The following is a 20,609-nucleotide window of genomic DNA, read 5'->3' as shown; positions in this document are numbered from 1 at the left end:
AAACCGCTTGAAATCATCATAACCTGTTGTGTGTCCGATTTTTTGGGCAATTTACTTCTAATGTTGGTTAGTTTCGATGTTGTTTGGGTGCAATCGAATCCAGACAGCTTGTATTGTATAACTTTTGTCTTGAAATTCAAATTATCCCCACTAGTTTTGGTAAAATTTGATGAAAGTATTTTAAATTTTAAACAAGGGACTTTATATGCTACAAACCATCAATCTGACTATGCGTTATGCGAGTAAAAAACTTTTTGAAAATGTCTCCATCAAGCTGGATAAAAACAAGCGATACGGGCTTATCGGGGCTAATGGTGCGGGTAAAAGCACGTTTTTGAAAATCCTAAGTGGTGTCTATGAACCCAGTAGCGGGGAGGTCATCATCGAATCAGGGCTAAGGCTTGGGGTTTTGGGGCAAGACCAGTATGCGTTTGAGGATTTGAGCCTCAAAGACGCTGTTTTGATAGGGAACAAACGGCTTTATGAAGCCCTCAAAGAAAAAGAACATCTTTATGAAACGGGTGATTTGAGCGATGAAAAGGTCAATGAACGTTTGGGTGAGCTTGAAATCATCTGTGCTGAAGAAGATCCGATGTATGAGCACGAGGTTGTTATCGAAAAGATTTTGGAGGATTTGGGCTTTGAGGCATCCAAGCATACCGAGCTGATGAAAACGCTCACCGGCGGGGATAAGTTTAAGATTTTGCTTGCACAAGTGCTTTTTCCCAAGCCCGATATTTTGTTGCTTGATGAGCCGACAAACAATCTGGATTTGCACTCGATTGGCTGGCTAGAAGAAAATCTCAAGCGCCACGAAGGCACGATGGTAGTAATCAGTCACGACAGGCATTTTTTGAATGCGGTTTGCACGCATATTTTGGATATGGATTTCCACACTGTGCGGGAGTTTAGCGGGAATTATGATGATTGGTATATCGCTTCGACGATTATTGCAAAGCAACAAGAAGCAATGCGGAATAAAAAACTCAAAGAAAAAGAGGAATTAGAGACCTTTATCGCACGATTTTCTGCCAATGCATCTAAAGCCAAGCAAGCCACATCCCGCCAAAAACAGCTTGAAAAGCTCAACATTGAGAGTTTGGCGGTTTCCACTCGGCGTGATCCCAGCATAGTTTTTAAGCCCAAGCGCCCCATTGGCAACGAGGCTTTGGAGTGTGAGGGGATTTCAAAAAGCTATGATGGGCGTGTTGTGCTAGAAAATGTGGGTATCAAGGTCCTGCCCGGAGATAAAATCGCTATCATCGGACCTAATGGTGTAGGCAAAAGCACGCTGTGTAAGATCCTGGTTGAGGAGCTTTCGCCCGATAGTGGCGGGGTGAAATGGGGGGCAACGGTGCAAAGGGGGTATTTCCCTCAGAATGTGAGCGAAGAAATCAAAGGCGAAGAAAGCCTTTATGAGTGGTTGCGGGGATTTGACAAAAAAATAGAATCAGGTGAGATCAGGAATAGCTTGGGGCGAATGCTCTTTAGTGGCGAGGAGCAAGAAAAGAGTATCAATGCCTTGAGTGGGGGCGAGAAACATCGGATGGTGCTTTCAAAACTGATGCTTGAGGGTGGGAATTTTTTGGTGCTTGATGAGCCGACAAATCATCTTGATCTTGAATCCATTATCGCTTTGGGCGAGGCGCTTTATAAATTTGAAGGGTGCGTGATTTGTGTGAGCCACGACCGCGAACTTATCGATGCGTATGCCAATCGGATTATCGAGCTTGTTCCTAGCGAAAATGGGGCGAAACTAGTCGATTTCAAAGGTAGTTATGAAGAATATTTGCAGCGGTAAAATCCCGCAATCAAAAGCGCTTATTTTTGGTCTAAATTTTTAGATTGGGTTTGTGCATTTGATGGGCAAAATAAAAATCTTTGAAACTTTTGTAATCTATTCTTTAATCCGCCTCTAAATACTTTAAGGAATAAAGCAGGGATTTGCTCCCTGTGTGGCAATCTTCTGCTTAATTTGTTTTTAAACAAATTAAGCAGAAGATTGCTGAAGTATTATCCAGACTTAAATAAATAATGATTTATTTAATAATATTTTTTAAAAATCACCAAAACCCCCATTTTTATAGGCTTTATGTCATAAAATATACAGAATCTTCAAATATCTTTGAAATCTTATCGGAACTTAAAATATCCTAGAATTTATTATGTTATAATATAAACTTAAAATATATTTTTCATAATTAAGGATATGTGGTGGTTTTGGATAAGAAATTTTGTGTGTTTGTTTTAATTAATACTATATGTGTTTTTTTAGCCCCATTTTCAAAAATAAACAAATATACTCAAACAATCCTTTATAGTTTTATTTTTATATTATTAATTTATCTTATTTTGGATTTTATAAAATACAAAAAAATAAGAAATTTTTTAAGAGATTTGATTATTATTTTTTGTATGTTTGTGGGTTTTATTGATTTATTTTGCATTTTAAATTTTAATATCGAGATTTCTGTTCCAACGGCTAGGATATTTTTAGGGACACAACAAAATGAAGCCAAAGGGTTTTTAACATTTTATTTTTCAATGCCAAAAAATATTATTTTTATACTATTTTATTCGGGCATTTGTATTTATATTTTTTGTAGTAAAAAAGATTTTAATATTAAAATAAATAAAATTTTTGTTTCCATATTTCTTGGAATTGCGTTGATTGTTTTAGGAGGATTGTCAATACGGGATTATATCAGAGGCACATCCCATAAATTTCATACATTAGAAAAGCTCGCAAAATATGTTAATGTGAGTAATATTTTTTATTCTGTGTTGGTAGCAAAAAATCAGATGGAGGGCTACCTTGATGGTTCAAAATTTTTGGAAGTTCAGCTTAAAAATTTCAAAACCTATTTGTTAAAAAATGATTCCAATATTCCAGATATTGTGCTTGTCATTGGTGAAAGTGCCTCAAAAAATTTTATGGGAATTTATGGCTATTCACCCGACACCACGCCCAATCTAAGCGCTATCAACAAGAACAAAAATGCTGGAGAATTGTTTGTTTTTGATGATGTTATCAGCCCTTATGCCAGCACGAATGAAGTATTTAAAAGACTTTTGACTTTTAGTGATTATGAAAATAAAAATACCCCCTGGTATGAGAAAATGAATCTTTTAGATATTATGCGACAAACAGGTTATAAAACGCTCTGGCTATCCAATCAAGATAAAGAAAGCTTTTATCGAAATTCTCAAGATTTGTTAATGCAACGAGCCGATAAGGGGATTTATGAGCGTAGTGGTGCTTTTGATGGGGCATTGTTGGATACCTATAATAAAAATAAAAGCTTTTTAGATAATAAAAATTTTGTTATTTTTCATCTGATGGGTTCGCATCCAAACTATCAAGACAGATACCCTGCAAAAGATAAGATTTTTCAGACAAAAGATATTGATTTAAAAAATTTTCATTTTGGATTTTTTGGAAAGGAAAAAGATATACAAATTATTGATGACTATATCAATTCCATCGCCTATACCGATGAAGTTTTGAAAAATATTTTTGAACTTTTTGATGATCGTGATGCGATTATTTTTTATTTGAGCGATCACGCCCAAGATATTTTTCAAAGTCGCCATTCAGTCGGACACGCTTGCACAAAATACGGCGTTGAGATTCCTTTTTTGATCTATGTTACCAAGACTTTTATCCAAAAACATCCCGAAAAAATAAAAATGATAAAAAATGCCTTGCATAAACCCTTTATGACTGATGATTTTATCGAGTCTTTTTTGCCGTTGGTGGGAATAGAAACTCAGGATAATGTTGCTAGCAAGAATATTTTTAGCCCTGATTTTGATGAAAAACGCAAGCGAATTTTTTGCGACAATATGAACTATGATGGCAAGCGGTAGGTGGTTTTCCTATTTCTACTTGATCCGCAAGCGAATCTGAAGACCGGCTCATCTATTTTTTACTTGATTCGATAAATCGAATCTGAAGACCACTCACAGGAGTAATCCCGCTCGCTCCTAAAGGATTTTCACCCGCCCATCCAAAGAGGTTTTAGGAAGGGGGCGGGTAGCTTGCCAAGTAAAACCCGCCCCCTGCATAATAAAAAAAATAAAAAGGTGGAAGACCAAAAACATTATTTTCTACTCAATTCAGTTTTGCAAACTGAATCTGAAGACCGCTTCGCAAGGCAAAGCCCCCAAACGCTGCTAAAGTTCAGGGTTATGACGGCGTTCACTTCGTCATCAACCCGTTTTCTAAGGTATTTAATCTTATCCACCAACAAACCCAGCCAGCTACGCACTTTCACCCTATCAACTAAGGGAGCGGGTCAGGGGGAAAGGGTTGTTGAGGGGAATTTGACCCACCCGCCCATCTGGGCGGACTTCGTAAGGAGAGGCGTAAAGGTGAAGCCAACTGCTTGGCTTCACTAGCCTCGCACGCCGATGTGTTTATGCTCCGATAGGAGCATAGCATACGGCTAGCCCCCCTTCCCCTTAAAAGGCGTAAGCCTCATTAATTTGAAATCGATTCGGGTTAAAGCCCGAATCTGAAGACCGCTACCACCGATTGAATCGGTGTTCGCTCCTAAAGTAATCATTTCACACCCAAGCTACGCTTGTGCGTTGGAAATAGGTTTTTAAGGTTTTCATTTTGCTTACTCGGTTTGTTTGTAGCAAACCTGAAGACCATTTCGGGCAAGCAATTAAGGTTTGGGCGTCCGGTATGCTCCTGATAGTCGCACATCGCAATCGCCGTGCGGAGCTAAAAAAGATAAGCAGTTATCTTTTTTTAATGCTCCTCCTGTTCCTAAAGGACACAAGCAAGCGACTTCCCCTCCCATCGATAAATATTTGAGCCGAAAAGGAACGGAGGCTTATTCTTTTCGTGGGTTAATTGGGGGAGAGGCGTAAAGGTGAAGCCAACTGCTTGGCTTCACTAGCCTCGCACGCCGATGCGTATATGCCCGCAAGGGCATAGCAGACGGCAGGTTAGGGGTGGGATAACTCCTTTTGTTGAAAAAGAAAAATATTATTTTTCCACTCGGTTTGTCTGAAAACAAACCTGAAGACCGGCTCATCTATTTTTTACTCGATTCAGTTCTTTAAACTGAATCTGAAGACCAAACCGAGAGGCAAAGCCTGTCTCCATTCCTAAAGAATGGGGTTATGGTCAAGCTATCGTTTGCCTCATCAGCCCGTTTTTATTAGCTTTGAACTCGGTTTGTTAAAAACAAATCTAGCAACCACTCACGGGAGCAAAGCCCCAACTCGTTTCCATTGTAAAAAATCTTGAAAGCGTGATGATTGCGTGTTTTTGGTGCGGTTGCTTGTGATGTGGTAGCTTACATTATTATAGGCAAAACTTAAGCTATGGGCGTGCAACATTAGGGTCGGTGTTTTGTCTTGAGCCTGCTTTTTTTGGGCTAAATAATCCCTAGCCACCTCATCGCTGACACCATAGAGACAATCCCCGATGATTTTGTGTCCGATATGGCAGAGATGGATTCGGATTTGATGGGTTCTGCCAGTGATGGGGATGACATTGAGCAAGGTCGTATCTGAGGGCGCATCATAGAAGATAGGCGTGATTTGGGTGATGGATCTTTTACCATCGGGAGATATTTTGCAACGGATACCCAAATCGGTATGCCTATCCGCACGCTGTGGCACACAGATGGGGAGATCGATGGTTTGGGGCATTCGCACCCTCCCAAGGACTTGGGCAAAATATTGCTTTTGAACTTGTTTTTTTGCAAATAAGGCTTTGAGTGAGGCTTCATAACGCTTTTTTCTGCTAATCATCACCAGCCCGCTGGTTTCATAATCGAGCCGATGGACGGGGTTTGCCTCTTTTCCAAAGTCTGATTTGAACGCATCAGAAAGCGTAAGGTGTTCAAAATAGCCCTTTGGGTGGATGAGCATTTTGGGCGGTTTGTCATAGATGGCAAAAAACGGCGTAACAAAAATCGGCTCAAGCTTCACAAGAGTGGGGCTAAAATATGTCAGCGTAACGTTTCCTGCGATGGTTTGGGATTTTCCGATAGGGAGATTGTTTTGCCTGAGGCGTTGTTTGTCTAAATGCCTTTGGGCTTCTTTTTGCGTGCAACCTAGCACTTCCATCACGAACAAAAAGGATTTTTTGGGGGAATGGAGCGTGAAATCTTTGGTTACAAAGGGCATTTTATGATGGTTTTTAAAATCATTAGCGGGGCATTGCTGAAGCCATCTCGTTGGAGATTGAAGCGGATATTGACTGCGTCATTGGCTTGATAGAATGTTTCGCAAAAAAACGCCATCGCTTTTTGTTTGCGTGAAGCGATATGAAATTCCAACTGCTGGTGGCGTGATTTGAGGTTTTTAGCGGATGTAATGGTGAGGTTTTCGCACAAAAAGCTTGGCTGTGGGTTGCCCTGCCCATAGGGTTCAAATCGCTCCAATATGCTAAGGAGTTCATCATCAATATCACAAGGGTCTAAGATACCCAAATCCTCATCAGGCTCTTTTTCTTTTAAACGGGGCATTTCAAAATCCCTGAAAGCTTCAAAAAATGATTCCAGATTTTTGTGTTCGATTTGCAGGCCAACGGCTTTGGCGTGCCCGCCAAATTGCGTGAAATAGCCCGAATGTGCTTGGAGCGCTCCGATCAGATTAATATCGCCATAGCTACGTGCGCTACCTTTGAGGGTGTTATCTTTTTGGCTCAGCACAATGGCGGGCTTGTGGTGGGTGTTGGCAAGATTGGCAGCGACAATGCCAAGAACGCCTTCGTGCCAATCTTTGCCATAGGCGATGACGCAGTTTTTTCCCACTAGTGGCGTATTTTGTGCGAGTTCAAGGATATTTTGTGCGGTTTGTTTTCTGGCTTCATTGAGCGCTTTAAGCTCCAAAAAAAGGCTTTGGGCGGTTTTTTCATCATTAGCGAGCAAGAATCTTGCTGCAAGATTCCCATCACCCATTCTCCCCGAACTATTGATGAGCGGGGCGATAGAGTAGGCGATGTCTTGGGCGGTCAGCGTTTTGGTTTTAACAAAGTTTTTGAGTATTTGGTTGGGTGCTAAGGGCGAAGTGATGAATTTTTTTAGCCCGGCTTTTACAAGGATTTTGTTGATTTTAAGTAGTGGCATCATATCGGCAATCGTGGCGATACAGACCAAATCAAGCAACCCAGAGAGCGAAATCTCTAGCCCCATTTCTAGCTTGATAGCATTGCAGAGATACCAAGCGAGCGTTGCCCCGCAGACTTCTTTTTGGGGAAAGGGGCAATCGGTTTGTTGGGGATTGATGATCGCATCAGCGGTGGGGAGCTTGTCTTTGATGGTGTGGTGATCGGTGATGATAAAAGGGATATGGTGCTTTTTGCAGTATTCTCCGGTTTCAAACGCACTGATACCATTATCGACGGTGATGACAAGCTCGGCGGGATTTTTTTCTACGATGGTTTTGCTGATACCATAGCCATCATTGAAGCGATTGGGGATAATGTAGGCAAAGTTTTGGTAGCCAATGAGCCGAAAAAATCGTGCCATAATCACGCAAGATGTGATACCATCGACATCGTAATCCCCTACGACAAGGATTTTTTGATTTTTTTTGATGGCTTTTGTGATGAGGGCGGCAGCTTTTTTGGCGTCTTTGAGTTCATAGGGGTGAGGGAGTTGTTGCAATGAAGTGAATCTATCATCTCTAAAGCGCCTTGAAAGGGCATTTTCTATCTCTTGTTTGCTGATAAAATTCATTTATTTTGTAATGTCAATGTTTTTTTGACAAATTCCAAGATGATGGGGTTGGGATTTTGCAATCTGGAGGTAAATTCGGGGTGGAACTGCACGGCGACAAAAAAGGGATGATCGCTGATTTCTATCGCTTCAATCAGCCCATTTGGGGATTCCCCGCTGATGATCATCCCATTGTCTTCGAGATTTTTTTTGTATTTAGGATTGGCTTCATATCGGTGGCGATGGCGTTCTTTGATGGTGCGTTGGTTGTGGTAGGCACGGGCTAGTTTGGTGTTTGGTGCGATATTGCATTCGTATTCACCCAGTCGCATTGTCCCGCCCATCGGGGATTGGTGGGTGCGGATCTGTTCTTTGCCTTGCTGGTCGATAAAATCCTCAATCAAATACACAACCGGGTTTTTGGTTTGAGCGTCAAATTCTGTGGAATTGGCATCAGGGATTCCCAAGACGTTTTGGGCAAATTCGATGATGGAGAGTTGCATTCCCAGACAGATCCCCAAAAACGGGATTTTGTTTTCTCTAGCGTATTTGATCGCTTCGATTTTGCCCCGCACGCCCCTTTCTCCAAACCCGCCTGGTATGAGTATCCCATCGACATCTTGGAGTTCTAAAATGGTTTCAGAAGAAAGCGTTTCGCTATCAATCCATTTGATATGCACGCCCACATCGGTATTTGCCCCAGCGTGCGTGAGGGCTTCTATGAGGGATTTATAAGATTCTTTGAGGCTGAGATATTTACCGACAAATCCGATGGTGATTGCATCTTTTGGGGAGATGATTTTTTTGACTAATATGTCCCATTCATCCATTTTGGGCTTGAGCTCGCCAAGTTTGAATCGCCTAGCAATCGGGGTGAGGATATCTTCTTTGAGGAAATTCATCGGGCATTTGTAAATGCTTTCGGCATCTTCAGCGACAATCACGCTATCATCATCGACATCGCAACTCAAAGCGAGCTTTTTTTTGAGTTCCTTGCTGAGGGGCTTTTCACAGCGTGCCAAAATGATTTGCGGGGAAATCCCAATGCGCCTGAGTTCTTGGACTGAGTGCTGGGTTGGCTTGGTTTTGAGTTCTCCAGCAGCCTTGATCAGCGGGATAAGGGTAACGTGAATGCTAATAACCAAATCGCCCCCAAGCTCGTGCTTCATCTGGCGCATTGCCTCTAAATACGGCATTCCCTCCATATCCCCGACAGTGCCACCAAGCTCAATAATCAAAAAATCACTCCCTATCCCAGCGACTTTGATCCGATTTTTGATTTCATCGACGATGTGAGGGACGATTTGGATCGTTTTGCCTAGATACTTGCCGTGGCGTTCGTTTTCGATCACAGAGAGATAGATTTGCCCGGTGGTGAAGTTATTTTGTTTGGAGAAATTTTTATTCAAAAATCTTTCGTAATGCCCGATGTCAAGGTCGGTCTCTGCCCCATCAAATGTAACAAATACTTCGCCGTGCTCTAGGGGGCTCATCGTGCCGGGATCGACATTGATATATGGATCGATTTTTAAAATCGAGACTTCAAAGCCTGAATGTTGCAACAATGTGGCGATCGAAGATGAGGATATGCCTTTTCCAAGCGAGCTTAGCACCCCGCCAGTAACGAATATATATTTTGTTTGTTTCATTGTTTTTCTCACGAAATTTTTGCAGTATCTTAGTCAAAATGCGGTTAAAAGTGATTTAATTTCGGTTAGATTTATGCTTTTAATGTAAAATTCATCTCATTTAAAAAATATTGGGTGGTAGGATGCTTTATTTATTAGCTTTGATATTTGGTGTTTTTTATACACTGCCAAGCATTATTTTGGCTTGTCTGCAGTTTCGGTATATTCGGTTTAGGATGGAGCAACCCCCAGTAATTTTGTCGCCAAAAGATTATCGTGAAGCCGGCGAATATTCACTCGCAAAGTTGAAAGTCTCCATCATTTCGAGCGTGATTGAATTTATCGTTTTTTTGTTTTGGGTTACTATTGGCTTTTGGATGCTTGGAAATTTCCTTAACTCGCTTGATTTTTCTGAAACCATCCGTTCTTTATGTTTTGTTTTGGTATTTTTGTGCGTAGGGTCTGTGATTTCTCTGCCGATAGGTTTTTATACGACAATGGTCCTTGATAAAAAATTTGGCTTTAGCAAAAGCACCTTGGGATTGTTTATCAAAGACACCATCAAGGGGTTTGCGATGTTGCTCGTTATCGGGGGGATTATCGTGTTTTTGTTGCTTGTTGTGATGGATCATTTTTCGTATTGGTGGTTTGCGGGTTTTGTTTTGATTTTTGCTTTTGCTATCTTGACTAATGTGCTTTATCCTATCTTGATTGCCCCGATTTTTAATAAATTCACCCCGCTAAATGATGATGTTTTGAGAGAAAAAATCGAAGCGATGATGGTGAAAGTGGGCTTTAAAAGTAGCGGGATTTTCATCGTGGATGCCAGCAAGCGAGATGGCAGGCTGAATGCGTATTTTGGTGGGTTGGGCAAATCCAAGCGGGTGGTCCTATTTGATACATTGCTCCAAAAAGTCTCTCAAGAGGGATTGCTCTCGATTTTGGGACACGAATTGGGGCATTTCAAGCATAAAGATATTTTGAAAAATATTTTAATAGTCGGGGTTCTTTTGTTTATCGTCTTTTTTATCGTAGGGAATCTCCCGCAAAGTATTTTTGAGGCGATGGGTGTGCCAGCAAACCCTGCGGCTACGATTACATTTTTGCTCCTTATTAGCCCAGTGATTTCGTTTTTGGCAATGCCAGTTATGGGGTTTTTTAGTCGCAAGGCTGAATACCGAGCCGATGAATTTGGCGCGAGTTTGACGAGCAAATATTCTTTGGCAGAAGCCTTGATACGTATCGTGAATGAAAACAAGGCATTCCCTTGTTCGCACCCTGCGTATATATTTTTCTACTACACCCACCCGCCACTACTCAAACGGCTTGAGGCATTAGATTATCATATGGAGAAATGAATTGAATATCCTAAAAGCCCTCCAATACGCTAAAAGAGAGCTTTTACATTCTGAGTTTGGTTCGGAGATTCGTGTAAGTCTTGAGGCGGAAATGCTTTTGGGCTTTGTGCTAGATACTACGCGTGAATGGTTGCATACGTGGGGCGAACGCAAGATCAAACCAAGCGATTTTGATAAACTGATGGAATGTGTCCATCGGCGAAGTCAAGGCGAACCCATCGAATATATCGTTGGGAGGGCGAATTTTTTTGGTGAGACATTTTATGTCGATAATCGGGTTTTGATTCCTAGACCAGAAACGGAGTTGTTGGTCCAAAAAGTCCAAGCATTGATTGTGTCGGAGGGGATTTCTGACATTGGTGAGATAGGCACAGGGAGTGGGGCGATTGCGATTATGCTTGCGCTTTTGTGCCCAGATATTTCCATCATTGCGAGCGATATTTCAGAAGAAGCCCTTGCAGTCGCACAAATCAATCTCAATGCCTTTGGGGTAGGTAATAATCTCAAAGACCGCATTGATTTGGTGTGTGCAGATCTGTTGGGAGGTGTGCAAAAATCGCCCGAGCTTTTGGTTTCCAATCCACCTTATATCGCCAATGATTACGCATTGCCAAAAAATGTGCGTTATGAGCCAGACACCGCTTTGTTTGGCGGGGTTGTGGGTGATGAAGTGTTGCAATCCATCATCGAATTTGGGGCGCAAAGAGGGATTCGATTTTTGGCTTGTGAGATGGGCTATGACCAAAAAGAACGCTTGGAAGCCTGCCTTTTGGCATTTGGGTATCAGGGTGATTTTTATCAGGATTATAACGGGCTAGATCGGGGGTTTGTTGCTGAGCTTAAAAACTAGCTTCGCATTTGTCATATTTTTTTGATAGCTTGGCTTTCAGGCATAAAACATCATTTTTGCCAAAACGACGATGAAAAATCCTAACAAAAGCGCTACGGGATGAATGATTTTACCTATGGGGCTGGGTTTTTTCAAGATAAATTTATAACTTAAAGAAATAAAAACCATTATAAAAATACCAAGTGCAAATATTACTTTTAGTATAAGAAACTTTTGGAGATTTGAGTTGAAATAACCCATATCTTTGCCGATGTAACTGCTTATCATCATCCCACCGGTTAAGATGAGCAACAAAACACAGATAGGCATAATCTTTGTGCCCCTTTCCCCTATAGCATTGCCAGCCTTTTTGGCTATTTTGATCCCGAATTTTTTTTCGATATTTGGGAAAATAAAAACATCAAAAAACAAATATCCTAAAAAGATGATCGCACAAATCAAATGGATAGTGAGGACAAAGGGGTAAATTGTTTGCATATTTTTCCTTTAGAAATGAAGCTGACCCGCCCGTTGATAGGCTAAGTTCGCGCGAGTGGTCTTTTAGATTCACAACGTGAATCGAGCCAAAAATCTATAAAATTATATCAGAATCCAGAAAAAATAAAATTTTATTTATAGAGTTTGGGATTTAAAATTTGTGTTTATATCGACTCGATCTGGCATTAATGTGTTGGGTAAATATCACTCCAAAAGTCGCAAGAAAGTCGGTGGCAAGGGTGGCAAAAACTATCAAAATCGCCTATCTATCAAAAAAGTAACCACTTTAGTAACCATTTTTTCAAATTTGTATATATTATGATACGTAAATTATTTTTACAAAAATCACCTAAAACATCGTAAATAGTGAATCTGAAAGGTTCTAAAAAGTAATGGTGGTGGCAGATGTAGGATACGAACTTATGACCAATTTGAATTTATGGAAACATTTATAAATGCTATCTGGTGCTAATCGGAATAATCATCTCAAGTGGTTGCAAGAATAAGACATTACAAGGTTGTATCAAAAAAGTAACCACTTTAGTAACCATTTTTTCAAATTTGTATATATTATGATACGTAAATTATTTTTACAAAAATCACCTAAAACATCGTAAATAGTGAATCTGAAAGGTTCTAAAAAGTAATAATATATAATGAAAAGATAGGAAAAAAAGTAAATGTGGCTCCAGATGTAGGATTCGAACCTACGACCAAGCGGTTAACAGCCGCCTACTCTACCGCTGAGCTAATCTGGAATATCTGTCGGTTTTTGTTTTGAGAAGTGAAATTATAAGTTATTTTAAAATATAAGTCAAGCCTATTTCAAGCTAACTTTAAAACCTTAAAACCCCATCGTAAATCGATGGCAAAAGCCTTAAAATCAATGGTTTTAGCCTACAATCTTGCGTGCGCCTTGCGCCCAAAAAAGCCTTTGAGGTCATAAATCACGCCGTTTTCACCGAGCAATTCGTGCGGGTTGATGGTTTCAAAACTTTTGTGTGCGACTGCAAGGATAATCCCATCATAACGGGTTTTTTTGCCTGTTTTTTCTATCATTGTTGCTTTGGTTGTTTCGCTAGATGTTTTTTTGCCCGCTTCTTGCTCTGCCCAAACGGGTGTGTCTAACATCTCAAAGCCATAAATTTTCTTTACTTCATTTTTGTCTGCGAGCGGGTCATAGATAGCGACATTGCAACCAAAATCAAGCAATTCCTGCCTGACTTCAGGGATTTTGGAATTGCGAATATCTGGGCAGTTTTCTTTGAATGTGACACCGAGTATCAAAATATTGGCATTGAGTGCGGGGATGGCATTTTTTGAGAGGAGTTTTACCATTTTTTGGGCGATGAAAGCCGGCATTAAATCATTGATATATCTCCCTGTGGCGATGATTTTGGGGTGATAGCCAAACGAAGCGGCGATATGGATGAGGTAGTAGGGATCCACGCCGATACAATGCCCGCCCACAAGACCGGGGGTGAATGGCAAAAAATTCCACTTCGTGCGTGCGGCTTCCAAGACATCTTGCGTGTCGATTCCTAGGCGTTCAAAGATGATAGCCAGTTCGTTCATCAAGGCGATATTGATGTCTCGCTGGGCATTTTCGATGGCTTTGGTGGCTTCTGCGACCTTGATAGATGGGGCAAGGTGCGTGCCTGCGGTGATGATGGACGCATAGAGCGCATCGATTTGTTTTGCGGCAGCTGGCGTGCTACCTGAGGTGATTTTGACGATGTTGGTGAGCGTGTTTTGGCGGTCTCCGGGGTTGATACGTTCGGGTGAGTAGCCCACGAAAAAATCTTGATTATAAACCAAACCGCTCGTTGCCTCCAGCACAGGCACGCAATTTTGCTCCGTGCAAGTCGGGTAGGTGGTGGATTCATAGATGACAATATCACCGATTTTTAGAAATTTCCCCACAAGACTTGAGGCGTTTAACAATGCGCTAATATCGGGTTTTTTGTAAGTATCGATAGGCGTAGGCACAGCGATGATATAGATTTGGGCGTCTTGAATGCCGTCTTCTTCGTGGCAAAAACGCAAAAATTTTGCCTTTAAAAAATCCTCATCGCTGGCTTGGAGATTGCTATCGTGGCGATTTTTTAGCTCACAGATTCGCTTGGCATTCACATCAAAGCCTATCGTGGGGTAGCGCTTCCCAAATTCAAGCGCTAGAGGTAGCCCGACATAACCCAGCCCGATAATGGCGATGGTTTGGTGGTTCATTGTTTTCCTTTAACATTATGTTGATTCGGTTCGCTTTGAGCGAACCTGAAGACCACTTCGGGCGAGTAATTAAGGTTTAGGCGTATTGCTATGCTCCTTTTGTCGCATATTGCAATCGCCGTGCGGAGCTACCAAAGCCAAGCAGTTGGCTTTGGCTTAACGCTCCTCCTCCTAAAGTTACCATTTCATAGTCAAATTGCGTTTGTCTATTAGAAATAAATTCTATCGTTTTGGTCATTATTTGTTCCTCTAAATTACGCATTCACAGATAAACGCGATTTCTTCTTCGCTTAGATACGGGTTCATCGGTAGGCTTAAGATTTGTTTTGCGACCCGCTCACAAACTTCAAAATCGCCCGCCTGATAGCCCAGATACGCAAAACAATCTTGCAGGTGCAGGGGCTTGGGATAATGGATAGCATAGGGGATATGATGGGCGGTGAGATTTTTTTCGAGCTTGTCTCTGTGTGGGGAGAGGATGGCGTATTGGGCATACACACTTTGGGTGTTTTTTGGGATTTTTTGGCGGGCGAGGGGCTTATTTGCGAGGTATTTTTCATAGAGTTTGGCGACTTTTTGGCGTCTTGAGATTTGGGCGGGGTAGTGCTTGAGTTTGACTCTCAAAATCGCAGCTTGGAGGCTATCTAGCCTCGCATTAATACCGATATGTGCGTGTTGGTAGCGCCTGCTTTGCCCGTGGATTCGCAAGGCTCTGATTTTGTCTGCTAGCCTGTCATCATCGCAAAACACCGCCCCGCCATCGCCATAGCACCCCAAAGGCTTCGCAGGGAAAAAGCTCGTGACACCAAGCCCGCTGTGATGGGGGCTTTTTTTGCAAACGCCGGCTTGGTTTGTGCTAGTTGCCCCAAAGCTCTGCGCCCCATCTTCGATGACAATGAGATTATGCGCTTTTGCGATGGCGTTGATGGTTTCCATATCGGCAGGCAGTCCAAAGAGGCTCACAGGGATGATGGCTTTGGTTTTTGGGGTGATATGGGCTGGGATTTGTGCGGTGTCAATGTGGAATGTATCGGGGTCAATATCGACAAATACGGGCTTTGCACCGATGAGGGCTATCATTTCAGCTGCAGCGATGAAACTAAATGGTGTCGTGATGACCTCATCACCCCTGCCAATCCCGCTTCCAAGCAGTGCGAGCAAGATCGCAGAAGTCCCGCTCGAACAGGTGATGGCGTGCTTTGAGCCGATAAAATGCTTGAGTTCTTCTTCAAATAACGCCACTTCTTCGCCCATAATAAAACAAGCACGCCCTAACACCCTTTTTATCGCTTCATCAATCTCGCTTTGATATTCCTCGTGGGCTTTAGCTAGATTGGCAAAATCAATTTTCATAAGCTCTTATCTCATCGCCAACAAGCACGTATTCCCTGCCATCATAGCTATCGATCGCGCGATTTTGGCTATCAAAAATCATCTTGTTCCCTGCCTTATCCACCCAGCCGATTTGCCTAGCGGGAATACCTACGACTAATGCAAATGGTTTGACAGCTTCCCTCACCACCGCCCCAGCCCCTACAAAGGCGTATTCTCCGATGGTTATCCCGCAAACAATCGTGGCATTTGCCCCAATAGTGCAACCTTTTTTCAGCGTTGTTTTTTTGTATTCGTTTTTTCGCACGATAAACGCCCTTGGGTTAATCACATTCGTAAAAACGACCGAAGGTCCGATAAATACATCATCTTCGCATTCCACGCCCTCATAAATGCTCACATTATTTTGGACTTTGCAACCATTGCCGATTTTGACATTCGGTCCGATGACACAATTTTGCCCAAACGAGCAGTTTTGCCCGATACGTGTCCCGCTCAAAATATGGCAAAAATGCCAAATCTTGCAATCTTGCCCGATCAAAACATCGCTATCCATAACGCTTGAAGGATGAATAAGGCTTGAGGGATGGATAACGCTGTTTGAATCACGCCAGCTTTTCACGCTAGCACCTTTTGGCACAAAGGGTGATAATCGCCCACAAGCCCGATGGGTTGGGTATTTCTAATATCGTGAATAATCTGGATACACATCCTGGCATCTTCTAAGCCAAAGCCCTTGCCATCTAAAATGTCTTGATAGCTTTTGGTATGCAAGTCGGTGAAACCATCGCTAAATTCGATTTCTTCGTTGTCGATGATGATCGAGCGGTAGGTTTTTTTATCGGTGATATTTGGGGGGATATGTGCGGGGTTGATAGAGAGAAACCACCGCACCCTAGCGTGTTTGAGCTCAAGGTATCCCCCGATACAATCGGGTTTGCTGGTATGGACACTGCTTTTTTTGGGTGTCCCAAAGATAAAACACAGCATATCAAAGAAATGCACCCCGATATTTGTCGCAATCCCCCCGCTTTTGCTCTCATCGCCTTTCCAGGAGACAAAATACCATTTTCCCCGACTTGTCAGATAGGTCAGCGTGATGTCATAGACTTTATTAGGGTTGTTTTGGAGTTCGTTTTGGACCTTTGCTTTGAGCTTGAGGATACTGGGGTGGAGGCGGAGCTGGAGGATATTATAGACTTTTTTGCCACTTTCTGCCTCGATGTCAGAAAGGCTATCGATATTCCAGGGGTTGAGGACAAGAGGTTTTTCACAGATGGCATTTGCGCCGTTGTGTAGGGCAAAACGGATATGGCTGTCGTGCAGATAGTTTGGCGAACAAATGCTGATAAAATCCAAGCCTTGTTGCTTGCGTTTGAGCTTGTTGATGTGGCGATCGAAGCGTTCAAATTCAATAAAAAAATCCGCCTCTGGGAAATAACTATCCAAAATACCCACCGAATCGTTTTTATCCAGCGCACAAACAAGGCTGTTTTGCGTATCTTTGATGGCTTGAAGGTGTTTTTTGGCGATGTAGCCAGCCACGCCGATGATACCAAAGGTCTTCATAATATCTCCAAGATTTTTTTTGCAATCAAATTCCCCGAATCCCCGACGTATGGTTCTGGTGGGCTATACAAATGAGGCGGGAAAGGGGGATGAAATAAATCCCGCATATTACCAAAAGTTTCAATAATTTTTTCTTTATCAGCACCCATTAGGACCGCACAGCCTGCCTTGATAAGCTCTTCGTATTCGCTTTCTTCTCGCAAGATCAAACAAGGTTTGTTAAAAAAATACGCTTCTTTTTGCAATCCCCCGCTATCAGTCAGCACCGCTTGGGCGTGCTGGAGTAACCAGAGGGTTTGGAGGTAGCTTAGAGGCGGGGCGAATGTGATATGTTTGTAATGGCTTTTTTGGAGTTTTTTATTTTCAAATCCATCTGTATTTTCAAATTCGCTGGCATTTTCAAATCCATCGCCAGGCCCATCATTGCGAAATTTGCCCGCCGTGCGGGGGTGCATAGGGAAGATGACTTGGGTTTTGCCCCCGATGGTTTCTAGCGCTTCCAAGATAACGTGCAAGCGTTTGAGATCATCGGTATTTTGGGCTCTATGCAAGGTCGCAAGGACAAAATTTTGTTTGATAGGGATAGGGGGTTTTTTGGCGTAGGGGGCGTAATAGCGGGCATTGTCTTTCATAATATCGCCTGAAACGATGATATGGCATTTTGATTCGGTAAGTCCCTCGTTTAGGAGATTATTTTTGGCAAGTTCGGTGGGGCAAAAAAGCAAAGTGGCTAGCTTGTCGGTGGTAATGCGGTTTTTTTCTTCGGGCATATCAAAGTTGTAGGAGCGCAAACCCGCTTCGATGTGGATAATGGGGATATTTAGCTGGTGGGAGACGAGTGCGCCTGCGAGTGTGGAGTTGGTATCGCCATACACCAACGTAGCGTCGGGTTGGTGGGTGCGTAGGATTGTTTCTAGGGCATTTTGCATTCTTGCGATGGTTTGCAATCGATTGCCACCAATTGGCGGGGGGAGTTGGTAGGCAGGCGGGGTGAGATGGAGTTCTTCAAAAAAAATCGTGTTGAGGTTTTTGTCGTGGTGTTGGGCAGTATGGGCGATGGTTTCGGTGATATTTGGGTAGTGTTTAAAGGCTCGATTGAGGCAGGCTGCTTTGATGAATTGCGGTCTTGCGCCCAAGATAGTGAGGATTTTTATCATCGCTATCTTGGTGCGTTTGGGGGGAGATGTGGGGAGGCAAGCTTGCGGGCAACTTCTACAAATTCGCCTACGCCCTTGTCCCAAAGCATTCGAGCAACCAGCAAAAAGATGGTTTTTTCAGAGGGTGCAACAACAGAACGGGGCAAAAAATCAGGTGAAAAATCAGGTGAAAAATGCTCCAAATCGACCCCCTCGCTTTTGAGCAAAAAGGCTTTTGATGGGGTGATGATGTTTCTATTGATAAATTCTGTTTGGTCATCGGGGTTGAGGAACCAGACTTCTTGGGCGTGTTTGAGGGCTGTTTGATACATTTTTGATACCCATATTTTTAGGATTTTTTTCTTTAGGGTTTCTTTGAGGTTTTTTGATGTCGAATCGGTAAAGACATAGCCAAGCCCGGTGATGATGTTGATAGTAGGGATTTTGAGGCTAGCACAGGCAATCGAAGCGTAGATCACAGGCTTGATGGTGTAGTGGAAACTCATTGTGGGTTTGATGGAGGCGAGGATTTTTTTGATTTGAAAAAATGTGGCGAGGTCTTTAGCAGGGTTTAGCCCTTTGGGATCAAGCGTGATAGGGTGGAAGAAAAATCCCTCATTGATGAGTTTGTCGCTGAACTCATCTTGCGGGGCGATGATATGGATAGTAAAGCCGAGATTCTGGAGAGATTTTAAGACTTCGAGGCGAAAATTCACCATCCCAAAGGAGGAATTAGAAACAAAGCTAACTGCCCCGCAATGCCCCGTTAGCTTGCTTTTATAAATACCGATAATGTGGGCGAGGTCAAAGGTTTTGGCATATTGGCGCCCTGCATTGCCCATATTTGCCCGCTGCGTGTCTGTGAGGCTCAAAAAATACTTGCAGGCATTTTCGAGCGAGGAGGCGTCTTTGGGTTCGCATAAAATGCCATTTTCGCCGATGAGGATGTCGCCTTGGGGTTTGGGATTGAAAACTAGCTCTTTGCAACCGGGTGTATTGGTGGTGATGATGGGTTTAGCCATTGCCATTGCTTCCAAAAGCACGCGTGGCACGCCCTCACGATAGCTTGGCAAAACAATACAGCTCGCTTGGGCGATATGGCTTCTGACATCATTGGTTGTGCCTAGATAGGTGAGGATTTTTTGATTTTCCCATTGCTCTATTTGATGGGCGCTGATAGCAGCGGGGTTGCTCTCATCCGCTTTGCCTAAAAGCTCGAATACCGGTTTATTCAAGGGATTGCCTCTAAGGTTTTGATTTTAAAGTTTTATTTTTGAAAAACTCAAGATAAAAATAATGATTCTAGCATAAGTTTGCCATTTGTGATGGTGTTTAAGAGATTTCAAACACGCTTTTAAATAGGCGGGGATGATGGTGTTTGTTTGATCGTAGCGGTGTTCAAGCACAATAACGGATCGCAAAATATCTTGCATTTTGTATTTTGCAGGATAAAAATACGGGTGGGAGTTTAATTCTTTATCAGAGCTTAAAATATCTAGCCAGTGGATAATGGTGTCTATATCAGCGATTTTTTTGTCGCGGGCTTGGGGGGTGGATTGGCGGGTGATGGAGGTGGTATTTTCGTAATAAAAATAGAGCTTATTTTTGATCCCTGTGGATGATTTTGCCAAAAGCGTGATGACAAAATTTTGCAGGGCATCTTCAGCCATAGAGACTTTTTTATCTGCAAAATCGAGTTTTTTGGAAGCTTTATTCACAAGCTCTGTTTTGTAAAGTTTGCCACATACATTCCAAGGAGGCGTAGGGCAATCAAGAAAAATATTTTTAAGAATATTTTCATTTTTCAAATCTTTTGTGATAATTTTTGGGGTTTTGCGTTTGAAATTAGGGGGAAAAAAATCCAAACCAAAATGGATAATATCGGGCAATTTTTTTTGATGTTTTTTAAAAATATGTGCTTTTTGCAAGCATAATTCGCAGGTGGCAGGGTGTAAAAAATCATCACCATCAACAAACATACAATAAAGCCCGCTGGCGTTATTTGCCCCTATGATTCTTGCGTGAAATGTGCCTAGATTTTGGGGGTTGGAAATAATTTTTATTTGATTATCTTTGCTCGCATAGTCTTTGGCGATATGGATAGAATCATCGCTCCCGCAGTCATCAACGATGATGATCTCGATGTCTTTTAGGGTCTGGTGGATACACGAATCTAGGCAACGAATGATAAAAGGGGCGACATTATATACAGGGATAATGATAGAGATTTTAGGCGACACGGGCGTGTCCTTGCGCTAGATTGGGGAGATAAGCCGGTAGATAAGCGGGGGAAAAAATTGGATTGTTGGCAGGCAGATAAGCTGGATTGTTGGTAGGCTGTGTGC

The 20,609-nt window shown here is 42.4% G+C and carries 15 protein-coding genes, 1 tRNA gene and 2 pseudogenes; 4 read left to right on the top strand and 14 right to left on the bottom strand.

Annotation, left to right across the window (positions count from 1 at the left end; genetic code table 11):
- Positions 1-205 precede the first annotated feature (205 nt).
- Positions 206-1,801: an ATP-binding cassette domain-containing protein gene (locus BJI48_RS01260; RefSeq protein WP_095331006.1), complete on the top strand. Its 1,596-nt coding sequence runs from the start codon at positions 206-208 to the stop codon at positions 1,799-1,801.
- Between the two features lie 884 nt (positions 1,802-2,685).
- On the top strand, positions 2,686-3,870 hold the full coding sequence (locus BJI48_RS01255; protein WP_180763005.1) for a phosphoethanolamine transferase: 1,185 nt from the start codon (positions 2,686-2,688) through the stop codon (positions 3,868-3,870).
- Between the two features lie 1,347 nt (positions 3,871-5,217).
- On the opposite strand, the gene BJI48_RS01245 is transcribed toward BJI48_RS01255, so the two are convergent.
- From BJI48_RS01245 to pyrG, 3 genes are read right to left on the bottom strand one after another with little or no spacing between them, the layout of a single operon-like run.
- The gene (locus BJI48_RS01245) at positions 5,218-6,150 is read right to left on the bottom strand and encodes an RluA family pseudouridine synthase (protein WP_095331000.1); all 933 of its coding nucleotides are present in this window, start codon (positions 6,148-6,150) and stop codon (positions 5,218-5,220) included.
- A complete protein-coding gene (gene recJ, locus BJI48_RS01240; RefSeq protein WP_095330997.1) occupies positions 6,138-7,706 on the bottom strand; it encodes a single-stranded-DNA-specific exonuclease RecJ in 1,569 nt (522 codons plus the stop codon). Before recJ ends, BJI48_RS01245 begins: the two co-directional genes overlap by 13 nt.
- Positions 7,703-9,334 (bottom strand): CTP synthase (glutamine hydrolyzing), encoded by a 1,632-nt coding sequence (pyrG, locus tag BJI48_RS01235; RefSeq protein WP_095330995.1) that lies wholly within the window; start codon positions 9,332-9,334, stop codon positions 7,703-7,705. The genes recJ and pyrG overlap by 4 nt, the downstream gene beginning before the upstream one ends.
- Before the next feature lie 122 nt (positions 9,335-9,456).
- Here pyrG and BJI48_RS01230 point away from each other — a divergent pair, with 122 nt between their 5' ends.
- A complete protein-coding gene (locus tag BJI48_RS01230; protein WP_095330993.1) occupies positions 9,457-10,671 on the top strand; it encodes a M48 family metallopeptidase in 1,215 nt (404 codons plus the stop codon).
- A 1-nt stretch (position 10,672) separates the two neighbouring features.
- A complete protein-coding gene (prmC, locus tag BJI48_RS01225; RefSeq protein ID WP_180763004.1) occupies positions 10,673-11,521 on the top strand; it encodes a peptide chain release factor N(5)-glutamine methyltransferase in 849 nt (282 codons plus the stop codon).
- A gap of 36 nt (positions 11,522-11,557) precedes the next feature.
- Here the strand turns inward: prmC and BJI48_RS01220 are convergent, their stop codons facing one another.
- From BJI48_RS01220 to BJI48_RS01180, 11 genes and pseudogenes are all read right to left on the bottom strand, one after another.
- Positions 11,558-11,998: a copper resistance protein CopD gene (locus BJI48_RS01220; RefSeq protein WP_095330989.1), complete on the bottom strand. Its 441-nt coding sequence runs from the start codon at positions 11,996-11,998 to the stop codon at positions 11,558-11,560.
- A gap of 683 nt (positions 11,999-12,681) precedes the next feature.
- Positions 12,682-12,756: transfer RNA gene (locus BJI48_RS01215), tRNA-Asn, on the bottom strand.
- 139 nt (positions 12,757-12,895) lie between these two features.
- Positions 12,896-14,227 (bottom strand): nucleotide sugar dehydrogenase, encoded by a 1,332-nt coding sequence (locus tag BJI48_RS01210; RefSeq protein ID WP_095330988.1) that lies wholly within the window; start codon positions 14,225-14,227, stop codon positions 12,896-12,898.
- An 88-nt stretch (positions 14,228-14,315) separates the two neighbouring features.
- Complete coding sequence (locus BJI48_RS09380) at positions 14,316-14,465, bottom strand: hypothetical protein (protein ID WP_180763003.1); 150 nt, start codon at positions 14,463-14,465, stop codon at positions 14,316-14,318.
- Between the two features lie 11 nt (positions 14,466-14,476).
- Positions 14,477-15,580: a DegT/DnrJ/EryC1/StrS family aminotransferase gene (locus BJI48_RS01205; protein ID WP_095330986.1), complete on the bottom strand. Its 1,104-nt coding sequence runs from the start codon at positions 15,578-15,580 to the stop codon at positions 14,477-14,479.
- Entirely contained in the window at positions 15,570-16,115 is a 546-nt protein-coding gene (locus BJI48_RS01200) for an acyltransferase (protein ID WP_095331087.1), read from the bottom strand. The genes BJI48_RS01205 and BJI48_RS01200 overlap by 11 nt, the downstream gene beginning before the upstream one ends.
- A gap of 62 nt (positions 16,116-16,177) precedes the next feature.
- The gene (locus BJI48_RS01195) at positions 16,178-17,128 is read right to left on the bottom strand and encodes a Gfo/Idh/MocA family oxidoreductase (protein WP_095330984.1); all 951 of its coding nucleotides are present in this window, start codon (positions 17,126-17,128) and stop codon (positions 16,178-16,180) included.
- Positions 17,125-18,285: a UDP-N-acetylglucosamine 2-epimerase (non-hydrolyzing) gene (wecB, locus tag BJI48_RS01190; RefSeq protein ID WP_095330982.1), complete on the bottom strand. Its 1,161-nt coding sequence runs from the start codon at positions 18,283-18,285 to the stop codon at positions 17,125-17,127. The genes BJI48_RS01195 and wecB overlap by 4 nt, the downstream gene beginning before the upstream one ends.
- A gap of 2 nt (positions 18,286-18,287) precedes the next feature.
- A pseudogene (locus BJI48_RS09620) lies at positions 18,288-18,962 on the bottom strand (glycosyltransferase); the annotation flags it as partial.
- A 135-nt stretch (positions 18,963-19,097) separates the two neighbouring features.
- Positions 19,098-19,499: pseudogene (locus tag BJI48_RS09615) on the bottom strand (glycosyltransferase); the annotation flags it as partial.
- Between the two features lie 24 nt (positions 19,500-19,523).
- On the bottom strand, positions 19,524-20,504 hold the full coding sequence (locus BJI48_RS01180; RefSeq protein ID WP_095330978.1) for a glycosyltransferase family 2 protein: 981 nt from the start codon (positions 20,502-20,504) through the stop codon (positions 19,524-19,526).
- Positions 20,505-20,609 lie beyond the last annotated feature (105 nt).

This window comes from Helicobacter sp. 11S02596-1, from assembly GCF_002272825.1.
Lineage (GTDB): Bacteria > Campylobacterota > Campylobacteria > Campylobacterales > Helicobacteraceae > Helicobacter_J.
Note: the sequence above shows the minus strand (reverse complement) of the source record. Positions and strands in the feature narration are given on the sequence as shown.